General features: G+C 59.4%; 15 protein-coding genes and 2 pseudogenes. 8 read left to right on the top strand and 9 right to left on the bottom strand.

The window, feature by feature from the left end; all coding sequences use genetic code 11:
* Nucleotides 1-7: 7 nt before the first annotated feature.
* Both LCM4573_RS07400 and LCM4573_RS07405 read right to left on the bottom strand, forming a co-directional pair.
* Nucleotides 8-712, bottom strand: coding sequence for a CoA transferase subunit B (locus tag LCM4573_RS07400; RefSeq protein WP_071005628.1), 705 nt, complete (start codon nucleotides 710-712; stop codon nucleotides 8-10).
* Complete coding sequence (locus LCM4573_RS07405; protein ID WP_071005629.1) at nucleotides 709-1,416, bottom strand: 3-oxoacid CoA-transferase subunit A; 708 nt, start codon at nucleotides 1,414-1,416, stop codon at nucleotides 709-711. Before LCM4573_RS07405 ends, LCM4573_RS07400 begins: the two co-directional genes overlap by 4 nt.
* Nucleotides 1,417-1,552: 136 nt before the next feature.
* Here LCM4573_RS07405 and LCM4573_RS07410 point away from each other — a divergent pair, with 136 nt between their 5' ends.
* Together LCM4573_RS07410 and LCM4573_RS07415 are read left to right on the top strand one after the other, a co-directional pair.
* Nucleotides 1,553-2,314, top strand: a complete 762-nt coding sequence (locus LCM4573_RS07410; RefSeq protein ID WP_071005630.1) for an IclR family transcriptional regulator C-terminal domain-containing protein — start codon at nucleotides 1,553-1,555, stop codon at nucleotides 2,312-2,314.
* A 366-nt stretch (nucleotides 2,315-2,680) separates the two neighbouring features.
* Entirely contained in the window at nucleotides 2,681-3,265 is a 585-nt protein-coding gene (locus LCM4573_RS07415; RefSeq protein ID WP_198539694.1) for an N-acetyltransferase, read from the top strand.
* Between the two features lie 139 nt (nucleotides 3,266-3,404).
* On the opposite strand, the pseudogene LCM4573_RS27155 reads toward LCM4573_RS07415, so the two are convergent.
* Nucleotides 3,405-3,905: pseudogene (locus tag LCM4573_RS27155) on the bottom strand (transposase); the annotation flags it as partial.
* 640 nt (nucleotides 3,906-4,545) lie between these two features.
* On the opposite strand from LCM4573_RS27155, the gene LCM4573_RS07420 reads away from it, so the two are divergent.
* The 5 genes and pseudogenes from LCM4573_RS07420 to LCM4573_RS28245 all read left to right on the top strand — a co-directional run bounded on the left by LCM4573_RS07420 (nucleotide 4,546) and on the right by LCM4573_RS28245 (nucleotide 6,673).
* Nucleotides 4,546-4,848 carry a DUF1778 domain-containing protein gene (locus tag LCM4573_RS07420; protein WP_071005632.1) on the top strand — a complete coding sequence of 101 codons (303 nt, stop codon included), beginning with the start codon at nucleotides 4,546-4,548 and terminating at the stop codon, nucleotides 4,846-4,848.
* Between the two features lie 3 nt (nucleotides 4,849-4,851).
* Nucleotides 4,852-5,361 carry a GNAT family N-acetyltransferase gene (locus LCM4573_RS07425; RefSeq protein ID WP_071005633.1) on the top strand — a complete coding sequence of 170 codons (510 nt, stop codon included), beginning with the start codon at nucleotides 4,852-4,854 and terminating at the stop codon, nucleotides 5,359-5,361.
* Nucleotides 5,362-5,438: 77 nt separating this feature from the next.
* Nucleotides 5,439-5,903: pseudogene (locus tag LCM4573_RS27160) on the top strand (PAS domain-containing protein); the annotation flags it as partial.
* 276 nt (nucleotides 5,904-6,179) lie between these two features.
* Nucleotides 6,180-6,389: a cold-shock protein gene (locus LCM4573_RS07435; RefSeq protein ID WP_071005635.1), complete on the top strand. Its 210-nt coding sequence runs from the start codon at nucleotides 6,180-6,182 to the stop codon at nucleotides 6,387-6,389.
* 113 nt (nucleotides 6,390-6,502) lie between these two features.
* Nucleotides 6,503-6,673, top strand: coding sequence for a hypothetical protein (locus tag LCM4573_RS28245; protein ID WP_198539695.1), 171 nt, complete (start codon nucleotides 6,503-6,505; stop codon nucleotides 6,671-6,673).
* Between the two features lie 226 nt (nucleotides 6,674-6,899).
* Here the strand turns inward: LCM4573_RS28245 and mmsB are convergent, their stop codons facing one another.
* From mmsB to araD1, 6 genes are all read right to left on the bottom strand, one after another.
* Complete coding sequence (mmsB, locus tag LCM4573_RS07440) at nucleotides 6,900-8,090, bottom strand: multiple monosaccharide ABC transporter permease (RefSeq protein WP_071005917.1); 1,191 nt, start codon at nucleotides 8,088-8,090, stop codon at nucleotides 6,900-6,902.
* Nucleotides 8,091-8,092: 2 nt separating this feature from the next.
* On the bottom strand, nucleotides 8,093-9,649 hold the full coding sequence (mmsA, locus tag LCM4573_RS07445; protein ID WP_071005636.1) for a multiple monosaccharide ABC transporter ATP-binding protein: 1,557 nt from the start codon (nucleotides 9,647-9,649) through the stop codon (nucleotides 8,093-8,095).
* Nucleotides 9,650-9,714: 65 nt separating this feature from the next.
* Nucleotides 9,715-10,779, bottom strand: a complete 1,065-nt coding sequence (gene chvE, locus LCM4573_RS07450) for a multiple monosaccharide ABC transporter substrate-binding protein (protein WP_071005637.1) — start codon at nucleotides 10,777-10,779, stop codon at nucleotides 9,715-9,717.
* An 80-nt stretch (nucleotides 10,780-10,859) separates the two neighbouring features.
* The gene (locus LCM4573_RS07455) at nucleotides 10,860-12,704 is read right to left on the bottom strand and encodes an IlvD/Edd family dehydratase (protein ID WP_083347343.1); all 1,845 of its coding nucleotides are present in this window, start codon (nucleotides 12,702-12,704) and stop codon (nucleotides 10,860-10,862) included.
* 36 nt (nucleotides 12,705-12,740) lie between these two features.
* Complete coding sequence (locus LCM4573_RS07460; RefSeq protein ID WP_071005638.1) at nucleotides 12,741-13,667, bottom strand: Gfo/Idh/MocA family protein; 927 nt, start codon at nucleotides 13,665-13,667, stop codon at nucleotides 12,741-12,743.
* An 11-nt stretch (nucleotides 13,668-13,678) separates the two neighbouring features.
* A complete protein-coding gene (gene araD1 / locus LCM4573_RS07465; RefSeq protein ID WP_071005639.1) occupies nucleotides 13,679-14,671 on the bottom strand; it encodes an AraD1 family protein in 993 nt (330 codons plus the stop codon).
* Between the two features lie 322 nt (nucleotides 14,672-14,993).
* On the opposite strand from araD1, the gene ytfQ reads away from it, so the two are divergent.
* Complete coding sequence (gene ytfQ / locus LCM4573_RS07470; RefSeq protein WP_071005640.1) at nucleotides 14,994-15,953, top strand: galactofuranose ABC transporter, galactofuranose-binding protein YtfQ; 960 nt, start codon at nucleotides 14,994-14,996, stop codon at nucleotides 15,951-15,953.
* The last annotated feature ends 5 nt before the right edge of the window (nucleotides 15,954-15,958 follow it).

The following is a 15,958-nucleotide window of genomic DNA, read 5'->3' on the forward strand; positions in this document are numbered from 1 at the left end:
TTCCTCCTCAAAGTTCCGGCACGACGAGATCGGCCACCTGGCCTTCCATGTGCAATGGTGCACCCGTCATAGCCTGCAGTTCCTCGATCGTCATGGCGGAAAGCTTCTCGCGCACCACGAAATGACCGTCCTTGATATCCACTACCGCATGGCTGGTATAGACGCGCGTGATGCAGCCTACGCCGGTCAGCGGGAAGGTGCACTTCTCGACCAGCTTCGGTTCACCATTCTTTGCCACATGCTCGGTGATGACGAAGACCTGTTTGGCGCCGTGCACGAGGTCCATCGCACCGCCAACCGCCGGCACGCCCTTGCTGCCCACCCGCCAATTGGCGAGATCGCCGTTCTGAGCGACCTGATAGGCCCCGAGGATAGCGACGTCGAGATGGCCCCCACGCACCATGGCAAAGCTGTCGGCATGGTGGAAGAAGGCAGCGCCCGGCTTCAGCGTGACGGCCTTCTTGCCCGCGTTGATCAAGTCCCAGTCTTCCTCGCCCTTCGGCGGTGCTTCGCCGAAGTTCAAAATGCCGTTTTCGGTGTGGAAGATCGCCTCCCGCCCCGGCGGCTGGTAACGGGCCACCATTTCCGGAAAACCGATACCGAGATTGACATAGGCGCCATCGGCGATGTCCTGCGCCGCGCGCCAGGCGATCTGCGCATTGGAAAGCTTGATGTCTTCTCGGGTGTCGATCGCGTTCGTATCGCGGGTCATATGTATGCCACTCCGGCCTGGATGAGTTCTTCTTCCTGCTGCGGGTCGGTCACTTCGACGACATGATCGACGAAGATGCCAGGGGTGACGACCTGTTCCGGGTCTATGCCTCCTGGCAGCACAATCTTTGAGACTTGGGCGATCGTCTTTTCCGCCGCCATGCACATCAGCGGGTTAAAGTTGCGGCCCGCCTTGTTGTAGGTGAGATTGCCGTGGGTATCGCCGACATGCGCTTTGACGATCGCGAAATCCGCCTTCAGCCAGCGTTCCTGCACATATTTCCGGCCATCGAATTCGGCGATCGGCTTGCCCTCGGCAAGCTCGGTACCGTAGCTCGTCGGCGTGTAGAAGGCGGGAATGCCCGCGCCGCCGGCACGAATGCGCTCGGCAAGCGTCCCCTGCGGAACCAATTCAAGCTCGATCTCGCCGGCAAKGTATTTTTCGGTGAAGGCACGGGGATCGGAGGAGCGGGGGAAGGAGCAGATCATCTTCCTCACCATGCCGGCATCGATCATCGCAGCGATACCGATCCGGCCATTGCCGGCATTGTTGTTGATGACGGTGAGGCCCTTCGGCCCCTTGTCGATCAAGGCATGGATAAGTTCGATCGGCGCGCCGGAGCCGCCGAAGCCGCCGATCATGACCGTGGCGCCATCACCGATGCCGGTCACGGCCTCGGCAAGGCTCGCGATTGTTTTGTCCATCTGGTCTTCTCCCGTTCATGGCGTGCCAAGCCGCGCAAACCATAAACCCAGAAATACGGCGGAGGATCATCGACGGCAATCAATTTGTGCGTTATATGCACTTTGTTCGATTATCGCACAAACCAGGCGCGGAAGTTTGCAGATGAAAGAGCGCGACATGATGGGGAGCCTCGCCAAGGGCTTGAAGGTCATAGAAGCCTTCAGCGTCGAACGCCCGAGGCTTAGCATCACCGAAACCGCCGAAATTGCCGGGTTGGATCGGGCGACGGCACGACGCTGCCTGCTAACGCTGGCCGAACTCGGCTATGCGGATTACGACGGCAAATTCTTCACGATCACCCCGCGCGTCTTGAGACTGGGTACAGGCTGTCTCGCCACCATGCCGCTGCCGCGGCTCGTACAGCCATGGCTCGACCGGCTTTCACAGGAGATCGGTCAAAGTACCTCCGTCTCCATCCTTGACGAGGCGGAGATCGTCTACGTTGCACGCGCTGCTCAGCAGCGGGTCATGTCTATCGCGCTCATGCCCGGCTCCCGCCTTCCAGCCTATTGTACATCCATGGGGCGCGTGCTGCTTGCAGCGCTTGACGAGCAAAGGGCGCGACAGATCCTTTCAGCCAAGCCACTCGTCGCAAGAACGGAGAATACGCTGACGGATATCGAAGCGCTGATGCGCGAGCTTGCGGCGACGCGAGCGCGAGGTTATGCACAGATCGACCAGGAGGTGGAGATCGGCTTGCGATCCTTGGCCGTCCCGCTCGTCAACGCCCGTGGCCAGACCATGGCTGCGCTCAATGTCGGCCTTCCGGCAAACCAGGAGCCGATGCAGGAAATCGTCGGAAAATATCTTCCGGCCTTGCTCAGGGTTCAAAGTGAGCTTGCGAAAATTTCGATCTGAGAGTGCTCCACAACGCACTTACCTCGATCGATCGCGATTGCCGAGAAGAGAAAGCGCCGTGCCGAGCCTGCCCAAGGTCCAGGATAGCCGGTGACTCAGCGAGGGAGTTCGCAGCTCTAACCACTGGCTGACATATCCGGTTACCCCTGCTCTTCCTTCCTACCTCCTGCGGGTGYAGTTCATCATGCTTGCGCCAGTGCCGCGAAAGGAAGCTGCCGGCGGATCTGATCCGACAATCTTGGGCGGAGGCCCGGCTCGCGGCACCTGAAGAAGGCCTCGCTATCGCGCCCATGCAATCCGCGTTATCATGCGTAGCTGAAAATGGGCGCGGGCGCCGTGCCGGACCACCTACATCAGGAGGGCAGTGTGAAATCGCCCACAGTGGGAGTTATGGCCGCGGCCGAGGAAGATCTGGCGATCGAAACGATCATGCTGGCGTTTGCAGCGGATCCTATGGCGCGATGGACCTGGCCGCATGCACACCAGTATGTTGCGGCCATGCCGCGGATGATCCGGGCGTTCGGGAGCAGCGCGTTTGCTAACGGAAGCGCCTTTTGCACCGAAGGCTACGCCGGGACGGCGCTGTGGCTACCGCCCGGGGTGCATGCCGACGAGGAAGAGCTTGGTGCGGTGCTGGAGAGCACGGTTGCGAGCGTTCTTGTCCCCGAAACCGCAGCCATATTCGAACAGATGGCGACCTACCACCCGGCCGAACCGCATTGGTACCTGCCCCTGATCGGCGTCGACCCGGCGCATCAAGGCGAAGGTCACGGCGACGCGCTGATGACGTACGCACTCGCACGATGCGATCACGACCATGCGCCAGCCTATTTGGAATCCTCCAACCCGCGCAACATTCCGTTCTACCGACGCCACGGCTTCGAGCCGCTTGGCGCGATCCAGGTCGGTTTGTCACCCACGCTCGTTCCGATGCTGCGGCGGCCGCTTTGAGCTTCAGTTCGATCCCATAGTTTGTGGCCTACGGGCACCGAGCGTGCGGCATAGCTGTGTTTCGGCGTGGAATATTGGCCCCTCTGGCGGGGTGACCGGCGGCCAATTTTGGCTCTGACGCAGATTTGGTGCAATTCTCTCATGTCGCGCCTATCAGGCGGGCTTGAAGAAGATCAAGCTTTCCGCGACCGTACATCTGGCGTTTCACCAGCTTGAGCTTGGTGATCTGCCCCTCGGTTTGTCCATTCGACCACGGTGATACGATCGCTGCTCGGACAGCCTGAACGTCTTTTGCAACGCCATTGCCAAAGGAAGCAACCAAGCTGTCGCGAGCGCGGTCGATCCACGGCGCGAGCTCGTTTTCCGCTTTGCGCCGGATCAGCGATGGAACTCGGCGATGATGTCGCAAGCTTTAACTAGCAAGGGAACACCGCCTTCTGTTGCAGCGATGGTGACAGTCTCAGATTTCGTCAGGTTGTCTCTGCTGGTCGTTAAAAAGGCGAGCAATCGTTCGGGCAGAGGGAATGCGGTTCAACGTCTCCGCATCTGCTTTGTCGGCCCGCTTCCGCCGTGTGACCCATTCACTCACGACCCGACGCAAACCGCGAAAGCCCTGTGTTCTCAGTCGCCGCCATAGCTCTCCAGTTCCGTGATAGAGGCTGCTTCTCCCAGATCGTCACGGAAGACAGTGACGTCGATATCTTCCGAGAAAGTCGGGGCCGGCTAACCGAGGGGCAAGGTGATCGACATACGTTTATGGCGGTGCTTGAGAACTTTTTGTGAGCACCCTCGCTCAATTGCTGCGATCCTTTTGCCGCTAGTGCCGCAATGCATCRTAGGGCCAGGGGCTGGATCGTAGTTTCGGCTAGCGTGGCGTGCTGTGGCGTGGTTGCGGGGGCTCGCAACATCCGATTCCTGCGATTAGTCGAGCGCCAAATACCAAAGTTGGCGGCGTAGACAGTCGTTGGTGTAAAGTCTCAAACTATTTCGCTCGCGACTATTGTTTCGACATAACGCCTAAGGCGTGGATTAGGACCGAAATCAGACATAGGCTTAGTATGATTTCGATCAGGTATTTGGAAGCGGTACTCCTTTTAAACTACGATCGTTTAGGAAAGCGCGTTAGTTAGCGCGACCGCTCATCGCCTCAAGACCAGTCAGATTGGACATGGTTCAGGGAACGAGGATTCGTGAACGCTCCAAATTACTTTTCCAACTCCATAATTGTATTGTAAATTGCGCTACATATATGTATATGTAGCGTATGCTAGGAGAACGCCATGCCTCGCGCTGCCGAACGTAAAGAACATCCGCTTTCGATGCGATTGCCGGAAGCCGACATCGCCATCATCGACCGTGCCGCCACGCTGCGCGGACGCTCCCGCACCGATTTTGTGCGCGAGGCGGCGGTGCGCGCGGCCGAGGACGTGCTGATGGAAAGCGCGCCGATCCGTATGAGCGCGGACGGTTTTGGCGCCTTCCTGAAGGCTCTGTCCTCGCCTGCAACCACCGTACCCGAGATGGTCGAGTTGCTTCGGCGACCCGCGCCGTGGGAGAACGGCGCCCAAAAAACCGGGAACTGAGGCTTGCCCCTTCTCGGCCCCGAACCTCTCACGGTGTTACACGACGTTTCGGATTTCTCCTGCGGCAAGCCGGCCCTGGATCGTTGGTTGAAAACGCGTGCCCTGCCCAACCAGGAGAAAGGCTTCACAGCAGTTATTGTGGTCCATGAAAATAATCGAGTGGTCGGGTACTATGGTCTTGCGCCGACAGCGATTGTTCCTGGGCGTCTGCCGCGCTCCATAAGAACCGGGCAGCCGCCCGACCCGGTTCCATGCCTGTTGCTCGGACAGCTCGCCACGGACGAGCGATGGTCCGGTCGAGGCATCGGTACAGGACTGGTGAAACACGCACTCCAACGCTGCGTGACGGCCGCCTCGCTTGTCGGAGGACGCGCCCTTATCGTGAACGCGGTGGACGACGAAGCTGCTGCGTTCTGGAAGCGGCGCGGCTTCATGGTGTCGAAGGATGACCCGCTGGTCCTGTTTCGCTCGATCAGTGACATTGCCGCTTCGATTGCGGCATCTGGATCTTGATCTCATTCTTCCGCTACCATTCCGGAAACGCAGGGCCACAATCCTACAAAGCTGCTAATGGAGGCGAATACGGTGCGCTGGCGGCGGCAGCGCCGAGCGTGCTTGATGCCATTCCGGGTGCCGTTTATCTCTGCAATCATGAAGGCTGGCTCGTTCGCTACAACGCAGAGGCAGCCGAACTTTGGTGCGAACTCCGCCGCTCAACGAAAAACGTGAGCGCTTCTGCGGCTCGCATGGCCTCTTCCTTCTGGATGGCACACCGTTGCCGCACGAAGTCTGTCCGATGGCAAAGGCTGTCTTCAGCGGTAATCCGACCCGCAATGCCGAAGTCGTCGTCGAAAGGCCGGATGGGTCTCGCATCGTTGTCCTTCAACATTCGCGCCCTGAGGGACCACGACGGCATAATTCAAGGGGCGACAAACTGTTTCCAGGACATTGCCGCGCACAGAGCAATGGCAGAAGAGGTCCGCCGCAAGAGCGCCGATCTTGAGGACTTGTTCGACAACAGCGCGATTGGTCTGCACATCGTTGGCGGAGATGGTGGGACGAAAGGAGCAACAAGCTGGTTTCATTTCGGGATGCCGCCAAGGCGGCCGGACCGTCAGGCTGCGACATCAATCTCCAAGTACAACCTTAATTAATTTCCCGCACACCTTGTTCTCACCACAGTTGAGGCTTATATGGGTCCCATCGACTTTGCTTGTTGAGCTATGTTTTCGCGCCTTGGGTGCCCGAGCTGATCTTCCCTCTCAAACTCGATGATGACCGCATCCGGCAATCGGCCGGCTGCGAACCCTTACGATTGAAAGGAAATCGGCATGAACAGTGGTATCGTTAAATTCTTCAACACCGCAAAAGGCTTCGGCTTCATTCAGCCCTCCGACGGCTCCAAGGACGTGTTTGTTCACATCTCCGCCGTCGAGCGCGCAGGCATGACCTACCTCAGCGAAGGCCAGAAGGTCACATACGACCTCGTAGCGGACAAACGTTCGGGCAAGAGCGCGGCCGAAAACCTTCAGGTTGCCTAATCCACCACGCTTCTGGTCTTTGACCACGGATGTACTGGCACAGATCATAGAAGCTTTGGAGAAGGTCGGGTTCTCACCCGGCCTTTTATTTTTCTCTCACGAAAGCGATTTTCATGAAAAAGACAGACGCGCAGCAGCAGTCGAAGAAGGCAGAGCGCCAGGTTGCCAACACCAGCGGTGGCGGGCATCTCGGAGGCACGAATTTCGGCCAGGGGTATGATGCGAAGATGTCACCGGCGAAAGGCAAGCTGGACAAGAACCGCAGAAATGGCGGTAGAAGCTGACCGGCTTCACCCCTTCAACGGTCAGATTCTCAACCCGTCAGAAATGGCGGGTTCTCTTGTCGACGGACCCGCATGTTCAACGGGAGTGGTATTTACTTGCATTAATGGTTGCGGGATTTGAACCTGCGGAACGTGTTGCAACACCTGGCCTTCTCGAGAGCAACTGAACATGATGCACAGCGGCCGGCTTTTCAGCCGGCCGCTTTCAACCGTTCAGGCGTGCTGCTTATCGCCTCTGGTTATAGACGTCGACGCAGACGGCACCTAGCAGCACGAGGCCCTTGATCACCTGCTGATAATCGATACCGATGCCAAGGATCGACATGCCGTTGTTCATCACGCCCATAAGGAAGGCGCCGATGACAGCCCCGGTCACCTTGCCGACGCCGCCATAGGCGGATGCACCGCCAATGAAGCAAGCGGCGATGACGTCGAGTTCGAAGCCCGTACCGGCCTTCGGGGTGGCGCTGTTCAGGCGCGCAGCGACGACGAGGCCGGCGAGAGCCGCAAGCACCCCCATATTGACGAAGGTCCAGAACACGAGGCGCGTTGCCTTGATGCCGGAAAGCTCCGCCGCGCGGGCATTGCCACCGACGGCATAGATCTGCCGACCGATAATGGTTCGATTGGTGAAGAAGCCATAGGCGCCGATCAGCACCGCCATGATGATCAGCACGTTGGGCAGGCCACGATGCGACGAGATCAGGTAAGCGACGTAGGCGATCGCAGCAAAGACCAGAACGTTCTTGGCGACGAAGAAGCTGAAAGGCTCACTTTCCACATCATGTGAGATGCGCCGCGAGCGGCCTTTGAAGTTCTGCCAGATCAGGAAAGCGGCGAGGATCAGGCCGACGATGAACGAGGTCGCGTAGAAACCGGTACCCGAAGAGATCAATTCGGCCACATAACCGGAGGACAGTTTCTGGAAGATCGGCGGGAACGGCCCGATGGCCTGGCTGCCGAGAATGGCGATCATGAAACCGCGGAAGACCAGCATGCCCGCAAGCGTCACGATGAACGACGGTATCTTGAAATAGGCAACGAAATAGCCCTGAACGGCGCCGATCAAGCCGCCGACAGCCAGGCAGATAAAGATGGCAACCGGCAGATTGACGCCCCATCTGACCATCAACAGGCCGGCGAGACCGCCTATGAAGCCTGCGACGGAGCCGACGGAARGGTCGATATGGCCCRTCACGATCACCATCAGCATGCCGAGTGCCATGATGACGATATAGCTGTTCTGCAGCACGATATTGGTGACGTTGAGAGGCCTCAGCAGAATGCCGCCGGTGGCGATCTGGAAGAAGATGACGATCGCGACCAGCGATATCAGCATGCCGTAATCGCGGAGGTTATCCTTCCAGAAACCGGTTCCCCTCTTGGGAACCGAAATTGCTTCCTGTGGAGTGCTCATGATCATTTCCCCTTGCGGCGCATGATAGCGCGCATGATGTTTTCCTGCGTTGCCTCTTCGCCTGCGACTTCGCCGACAAATTCGCCTTCGTGCATGACCATGATCCTGTCGCAGGTGCCGATGAGCTCAGGCATTTCCGACGAGATCACGATGACAGCTTTACCGGCATCCGCAAGTTCGTTGATGATGGAATAGATTTCGTATTTGGCACCGACGTCGATCCCACGCGTCGGCTCGTCGAGGATCAGGATGTCCGGTCCCGTGAACAGCCACTTCGACAGCACGACCTTCTGCTGGTTGCCGCCGGAAAGCTTGCCGGTTTCCTGATAGACGTTGTGGCTGCGGATCCGCATTCGGGTGCGGAATTCCTGTGCCACCTGCATTTCCCGGATGTCATCGATCACGCCGCCGGACGAAACACCCCCAAGATGCGCGAGCGAAATATTCTTGCGAATGTCTTCCGCCAGGATCAGCCCGAGTTGCTTGCGGTCTTCCGTGACATAGGCCAGGCCCGCCTTAATGGCCCGGTGGACATTTGACGTATCGACCTCCTTGCCGTGGATCTTGACGGTGCCTGAGATATCGCGGCCCCAGGCCTTGCCAAACACGCTCATGGCGAACTCGGTACGCCCAGCCCCCATCAAGCCGGAAATGCCGACGACTTCACCGGCGCGGACCTTCATCGAGACATTCTTGACGATCTTGCGATGCACATGCTGTGGATGATGGACGGTCCAGTTCTCCACCTCGAAGATCACGTCGCCGATCTTCGGCGTGCGCTTCGGGTAGCGGCTCTCGAGATCGCGATCCACCATGCGTCGAACGATTTCGTCCTCATCCACCGCGCCATCGTGGTTATCCAGCGTGCCGACTGTCTTGCCGTCGCGCAACACGGTTATGCGGTCGGCGACTTCGGTAATCTCGTTCAGCTTGTGGCTGATCATGATCGAGGTGATGCCCTGGCGGCGGAACTCCTTGAGCAGTTCCAGAAGGGCCGCACTGTCGGTTTCGTTAAGGGACGCTGTCGGCTCGTCGAGGATCAGCAGGCGCACATCCTTCGACAGCGCCTTGGCAATTTCCACCAGTTGCTGTTTGCCGACGCCGAGATTGGTGATCAGCGTTTCGGGCGCCTCGGTGAGCCCCACCTTGGCGAGCAGCGCCTTGGTTCGGATGTAGCGCTCGTCACGGTCGATCACACCGAATTTGGATGGCGCGTTGGCGAGGAAGATGTTTTCCGCGATCGACATCAACGGAATGAGCGCAAGCTCCTGGTGGATGATGATGATGCCGAGCTTTTCGGAATCGTTGATGTCGCGGAAATGGCGTTCTTCGCCATCGAAAAGGATCGAACCCTCGTAGGCACCATGGGGATAAACGCCGGAAAGCACTTTCATCAGCGTCGATTTGCCGGCGCCGTTTTCGCCGACAAGAGCATGGATTTCGCCTTCCTCTACGCTGAAGGTCACATCCGAAAGAGCCTTGATCGCGCCGAAACTCTTGGAAATGCCGCGCATTTCCAGCACCGGCGGGCGTTCGACTTTGGGGGCAGGTGCGGGCATGGGCCAAGCTCCGTCATAAAAAAACAGACCGCGCGACACCTGTCGCGCGGTCTGCGAATAATAGCTTATTGAAGCTGATCCTTGGTGTAGTAACCGCTGCCGACCAGCACTTCTTCCCAGTTGGTCTTGTCGACGACAACCGGCTTCAGCAGGTAGGACGGAACGACCTTGACACCATTGTTATAGGTCTTGGTGTCGTTCACTTCCGGTTCCTTGCCGCTCATGACGGCATCGACCATGTCGACGGTCACCTTGGCGAGATCGCGGGTATCCTTGAAGATGGTGGAATTCTGCTCGCCCGCGATGATGGACTTGACCGAAGGAACTTCAGCGTCCTGACCGGAAACGAACGGCATCGGCATGTCGCCCGAACCGTAGCCGACGCCCTTCAGCGAAGACAGGATACCAATCGAGAGACCGTCATAGGGAGACAGAACGGCATTCAACTTCTTGTCGGAATAGGTCGACGAAAGGATAGCGTCCATGCGGGCCTGGGCGGTTGCCGGATCCCAGCGAAGCGTCGCAACCTTGTCCATGCCGGTCTGGCCGCTGCCGACGACGAGAGTGCCCTTGTCGATCAGCGGCTGCAGAACGCTCATCGCGCCATCGTAGAAGAAGTAGGCGTTGTTGTCGTCCGGCGAGCCACCGAAAAGCTCGATGTTGAAGGGGCCTGCTTCGGTGTCGGCCTTGAGCGCCTTCACGATCGACTGTGCCTGCAGCACGCCGACCTGGAAGTTGTCGAAGGTCGCGTAGTAGTCGACATTTGGCGTATCACGGATCAGACGGTCATAGGCGATGACCTTGATGCCCTGATCTGCGGCCTGCTGCAGTACGTCGGAAAGGGTCGTACCATCGATCGAGGCGATGACGAGAACCTTGGCGCCCTTCACGATCATGTTCTCGATCTGCGAGAGCTGGTTCGGGATATCGTCTTCGGCGTACTGAAGGTCGGTCTGGTAACCGCGCTCCTGCAGCACCTTCACCATGTTGTCGCCATCGGCGATCCAGCGGGCCGAGGACTTGGTGGGCATTGCGACGCCAACCAGACCCTTGTCCTGCGCGGCGGCCGGCATTGCCAGAGCCGCCGAGGCCAGCATTGCTGCGGCCGTCAGATACTTGAGCAGTTTCATGACTTCTCCTCCTTTTGGCCCGGCTCCCTCTGAGCCTGCCGAGTTATAGGCGGCCGCTTCTGCTGCCGCCTTTTTCCAACTCAGTGGTTGTCGCGCGGAATTCCTTCCGTCTGTGCGATCCGCTGGTATTTCACGGCGGGCTCGAGAACCGCGCCCGTCTCCATCTGGCTGACGATGCCGCGCTGGATTTCCTGCCACGGCGTTTGGTGCTTCGGATAATGGTAGCCGCCCTGCGCCTCAAGTTCCTTGCGGCGCGCCGAAAGCTCCTCGTCAGAGATCAGGATGTCCGCCTTGCCGCGGCCGACATCGATGCGGACGCGGTCGCCGGTCTTGAGCAGCGCAAGTCCGCCGCCGGCCGCCGCTTCGGGCGAGGCGTTGAGGATCGACGGGCTGCCGGACGTGCCGGACTGGCGGCCATCACCAATGCAGGGCAGCGAGGTCACCCCTTCCTTGAGCAGGTAGTCGGGCGCGCGCATGTTCACGACTTCCGCCGCGCCCGGATAACCGATCGGACCGGCCCCGCGCATGAACAGGACAGTGTTCGCGTCGATTCCGAGCGAGGGATCGTCGATACGTTTGTGGTAATCCTCCGGTCCGTCGAACACTACCGCCCGGCCCTCGAAGGCATCCGGATCGTTCGGGTTGGAGAGATAGCGGTTGCGGAATTCCGGCGAAATGACGCTGGTCTTCATGATCGCCGAGGAGAACAGGTTGCCGCGCAGCACGCGGAACCCCGCACGTTCCTTGAGCGGCTGCTCATAGGGACGGATGACCTTCTCGTCCTCGATAATGGCGCCGCGGCAATTCTCACCGATCGTCTTGCCGTTCACCGTCATGGCGTCCTCATGGATGAGGCCCTGCTTCATCAGCTGGTTGACGACTGCCGGAACGCCACCGGCGTGATAATAGTCCTCCCCGAGATATTCACCGGCGGGCTGCAGGTTGACGAGCAACGGAACGTCTTCCCCATATTTCTGCCAATCGTCGACGCTGAGTTCGACGCCCATGTGACGGGCAAGACCGTTCAGGTGGATCGGAGCATTGGTGGAACCGCCGATTGCAGAATTGACGCGGATGGCGTTGATGAAGGCTTCCTTGGTCATGATATCGGAGGGCTTCAGGTCCTCCTTCACCATTTCCACGATCCTAAGGCCGGTCAGGTAGGAGACCTCCTGTCGGTCGCGATAGGGCGCCGGGATGGCGGCGGAGCCGGGAAGCTGCATGCCGAGCGCTTCGGCAAGCGAGTTCATGGTGGTGGCCGTGCCCATGGTGTTACAGTAGCCGGTGGACGGCGCCGAGGAGGCGACGAGCTTCACGAAGCCGGCATAGTCGATCTCACCCTTGGCGAGAAGTTCGCGGGCCTTCCAGACGATGGTGCCGGAACCTGTCCGCTCGCCGCGGAACCAGCCGTTCAGCATTGGGCCAACGGAGAGCGCGATCGAGGGTATGTTAACGGTGGCCGCCGCCATGAGACAGGCAGGCGTGGTCTTGTCGCAGCCGATCGTCAGCACCACGCCGTCGAGCGGATAGCCGTAGAGCACTTCCACCAGGCCGAGATAGGCAAGGTTGCGGTCAAGGCCGGCGGTTGGGCGCTTGCCGGTTTCCTGGATCGGATGAACCGGAAACTCGATGGCGATGCCACCCGCTTCGCGGATGCCCTCGCGCAACCGCTTGGCGAGCTCAAGGTGATGCCTGTTGCACGGTGAAAGATCCGAACCGGTCTGGGCGATGCCGATGATCGGCCGGTCCGACTGCAATTCGGCCTGGCTGAGGCCGAAGTTCATGTAACGCTCGAGATAGAGCGCCGTCATGTCGGCATTGGCCGGATTGTCGAACCATGCGCGCGAGCGCAACTTGCGCACTTCTCCGCGCTTCGCGTTCGTTTCGGCGATATCGGTGGAAGGCAGGTTCTCTGAATTGCTCATCGGTGTCGGTCTCGTGATAGCGGTAGATAAGGGGCGTCAGTCGTCGAACGCCTCGACGACCTGGCGGCGGCCAAGCATGAAGGCATCGGCCACATGGATCAGCGGCGAAAAATCCGCATCTCGGCGGCGCTCGCCGACAAGCGAAACGAAATGCTTATAGAGATTGCGGTATTCGCGATCTTCCTCGACGATCTGGTCCTTGCCGTCGACCGAGAGCCGGCTGCCGCCATGAGTCAGCACCACCGGGCCTTCGTCAGTCTCGACACGGATATCCCAGGTCTGCGGGCCGGTCTGCCGCCAGTCGAACTCGGCCGTTACCGGTAAGCCCGATGCGGTTTCGAATGCAAGGCTCGCTGCGATCGGTGCGGCTCGATTTTCGGGGAAGGACAGCTCGGAGCGGACGAGATGGAAACTTTCCGGCATGATGCGTGTGACAATGGACAGCGCGTTGATGCCCGGATCGAAAACGCCGAGACCGCCCGGTTCCCAGATCCAATCCTGACCCGGATGCCAGTGGCGGACATCTTCCTTCCACTCCACATGGACCTTGCGGATCGTACGCTCGGCCAAAAGCACGCGGGCCGGCTCAACGGCCGCAGCCGCGCGCGAGTGCCAGGTGGAAAAGAGGCTGAGGCCCTTCGCCTCGGCCTGGGCGTCGAGCGCCAAAACTTCCGAAATCGTCGCGCCAGGCGGTTTTTCGAGCATTACGTGCTTGCCCGCGTCGAGCGCCGCTTTCGCCAAGGCGAAACGGCCCTGCGGCGGGGTGCAGAGCGATACCGCGTCTATCTGTAGGTCGGAAGCCAGCAGCTCCGAGATATCGTGGAAGCTGGCCACGCTTTCGAGCGACGCATTGCGGCTTGCCACGGCAACCAGCTCCACCCCTTCGATAGCCTCGATTGCGGCGAGGTGCTGATCCTTTGCGATCTTTCCGAGACCGACAATGGCAAGACGGATGGGTACCATTGCTTCGCTCCTCAAAGCTTGCGCACCGCGACGGAGGTCGCAGCCGCTACCGTAAGCTTGTTGACGAGCGGGAGCTTGAAGGGCGCCGCCGCAATTTCGAAGACGTCGCCTGGCTCGGTCTTGACACCTTCCGAGAAGGAAAGGGTCGCCGTGCCGAAGAAGTGCACATGCAGGTCGCCCGGACGGCGGAAGAGATCATATTTGAAGTTATGGTGTTCCAGATTGGCGAACGTGTGCGACATGTTCGCTTCGCCGGAAAAGAACGGCTTTTCGAAGATCACTTCGCTGCCGCGGCGTACGCGAGAGGTACCCTCGACATGGTCCGGAAGATCGCCGATCAGAAGCTCAGGCCCGAGCGCGGCCTGACGCAGCTTGGAATGAGCGAGCCAGAGATAATTGCCCTTCTCCGTCACATGGTCGGAGAATTCGTTGGCAAGACAGAAGCCGAGGCGGAACGGCGTGCCGTCCGGCCCAATAATATAAATGCCGGCAAGCTCGGGCTCTTCGCCACCGTCGAGCGCAAAGGCAGGAGAAACGAGATCGGCACCGGTCGGCCGCAGCTGGGAACCGTCCCCCTTGTAGAACCATTCGGGCTGCACGCCCGCCTCGCCAGGCTTYGGCTTGCCACCTTCCACGCCCATCAAGAACATGCGCATGGAATCGGTGGGCTTTTCCGCCGCCTGAGCGGCCTTGTGCATCTTGTCGCGGCCATCTGCCGAGCCGAGATGCGTGAGGCCCGTGCCCGCAACGATAAAATGCGCCGGATCGGGATGGGAAACGGGCAAGGCAAGCCGTTTCTCGTCGGCCGCGTTCTTCAGATCGATCTCGTCGCCCTGCCCCAGCTCGGCAATCTTTTCTGCGAGCGATTGCCCCGTCGCGATCGCCTGCACGGCGAGATCATAAGTGGAGGAGACGCCATTGACGACGCGCGCAGCTCCCTCACCGTCCCATGCTACGACCTTCGTCGCGCCTGCCCCATCCAGTACTTGAAGAATTCGCAGCATTAGAAATCGACCTGCAAAACGTTGTTTTTCCAACGGGACCTCGGCCCCGAACTCCTCCCGCCGACGCCGGCTGGCCGTAGCGGATATAAAATAGCACTATTGGATTGCTACATTCATTGTCAAGCTGGCGAAACATGGGAGCCGCAAAGCTCACAACCAAGCTGTCGAAAAAATATATGTTATATTTCAGTATGTTATGACGATATCTTACACCGCACGCCTCTCCGGAATGAAAAAGGCGAGGGAAATATCGCTTGCAAAAGTAATACGATATGCCCATTCTACTCGCGTCATTGCTATTTCATCTCTGGGAGGATTAAAGATGAGAAAGGCACTTGCGACGCTCACCATGGCGTTCGCCGTTTGCATGGCTTCGAGCGTTTCCGCACAATCACTTACAGTCGGTTTTTCACAGATTGGTTCCGAATCCGGTTGGCGGGCCGCCGAGACGACCGTCACGAAGCAAGAGGCCGAAAAGCGCGGCGTCGACCTGAAATTCGCCGACGCCCAGCAGAAGCAGGAAAACCAGATCAAGGCCGTACGCGGCTTCATCGCGCAGGGCGTCGACGCGATCCTGATCGCACCGGTGGTCGCCACCGGCTGGGATGCCGTTCTGAAGGAAGCCAAGGAAGAGAACATCCCCGTCATCCTGCTCGACCGCCAGATCGAGGCTCCCGACGACCTTTATCTCACGGCCGTCACCTCCGACCAGGTGCATGAAGGCAAGGTCGCCGGCGAATGGCTCGCCAAGGAAGTCGGCGATAAGGATTGCAAGGTCGTCGAGCTTCAGGGCACGACGGGCTCCTCGCCGGCCATCAACCGCAAGAAGGGCTTCGAGGAAGGCATCGCCTCGCACGCCAATATCAAGATCGCCCGCTCGCAGACCGGCGACTTCACCCGCACCAAGGGTAAGGAAGTGATGGAAAGCTTCATCAAAGCCGAGGGCGGCGGCAAGGATATCTGTGCCGTCTATGCTCATAAYGACGACATGGCCGTCGGCGCCATCCAGGCGATCAAGGAAGCGGGCCTGAAGCCGGGTTCGGATATCAAGATCGTCTCGATCGACGCCGTTCCGGACATCTTCAAGGCCATGGCGGACGGCGAAGCCAATGCCACCGTCGAGCTGACGCCGAACATGGCTGGCCCGGCATTCGACGCCCTCGACGCCTATTTGAAGGACAAGAAGGAGCCGCCGAAGTGGATCCAGACCGAATCGAAGCTCTACACCGCCGCTGACGACCCGATGAAGGTCTATGAGGCGAAGAAAGGCCTCGGCTACTGATCTCC

The organism is Rhizobium sp. LCM 4573, from assembly GCF_001854865.1.
Taxonomy (GTDB): domain Bacteria; phylum Pseudomonadota; class Alphaproteobacteria; order Rhizobiales; family Rhizobiaceae; genus Neorhizobium.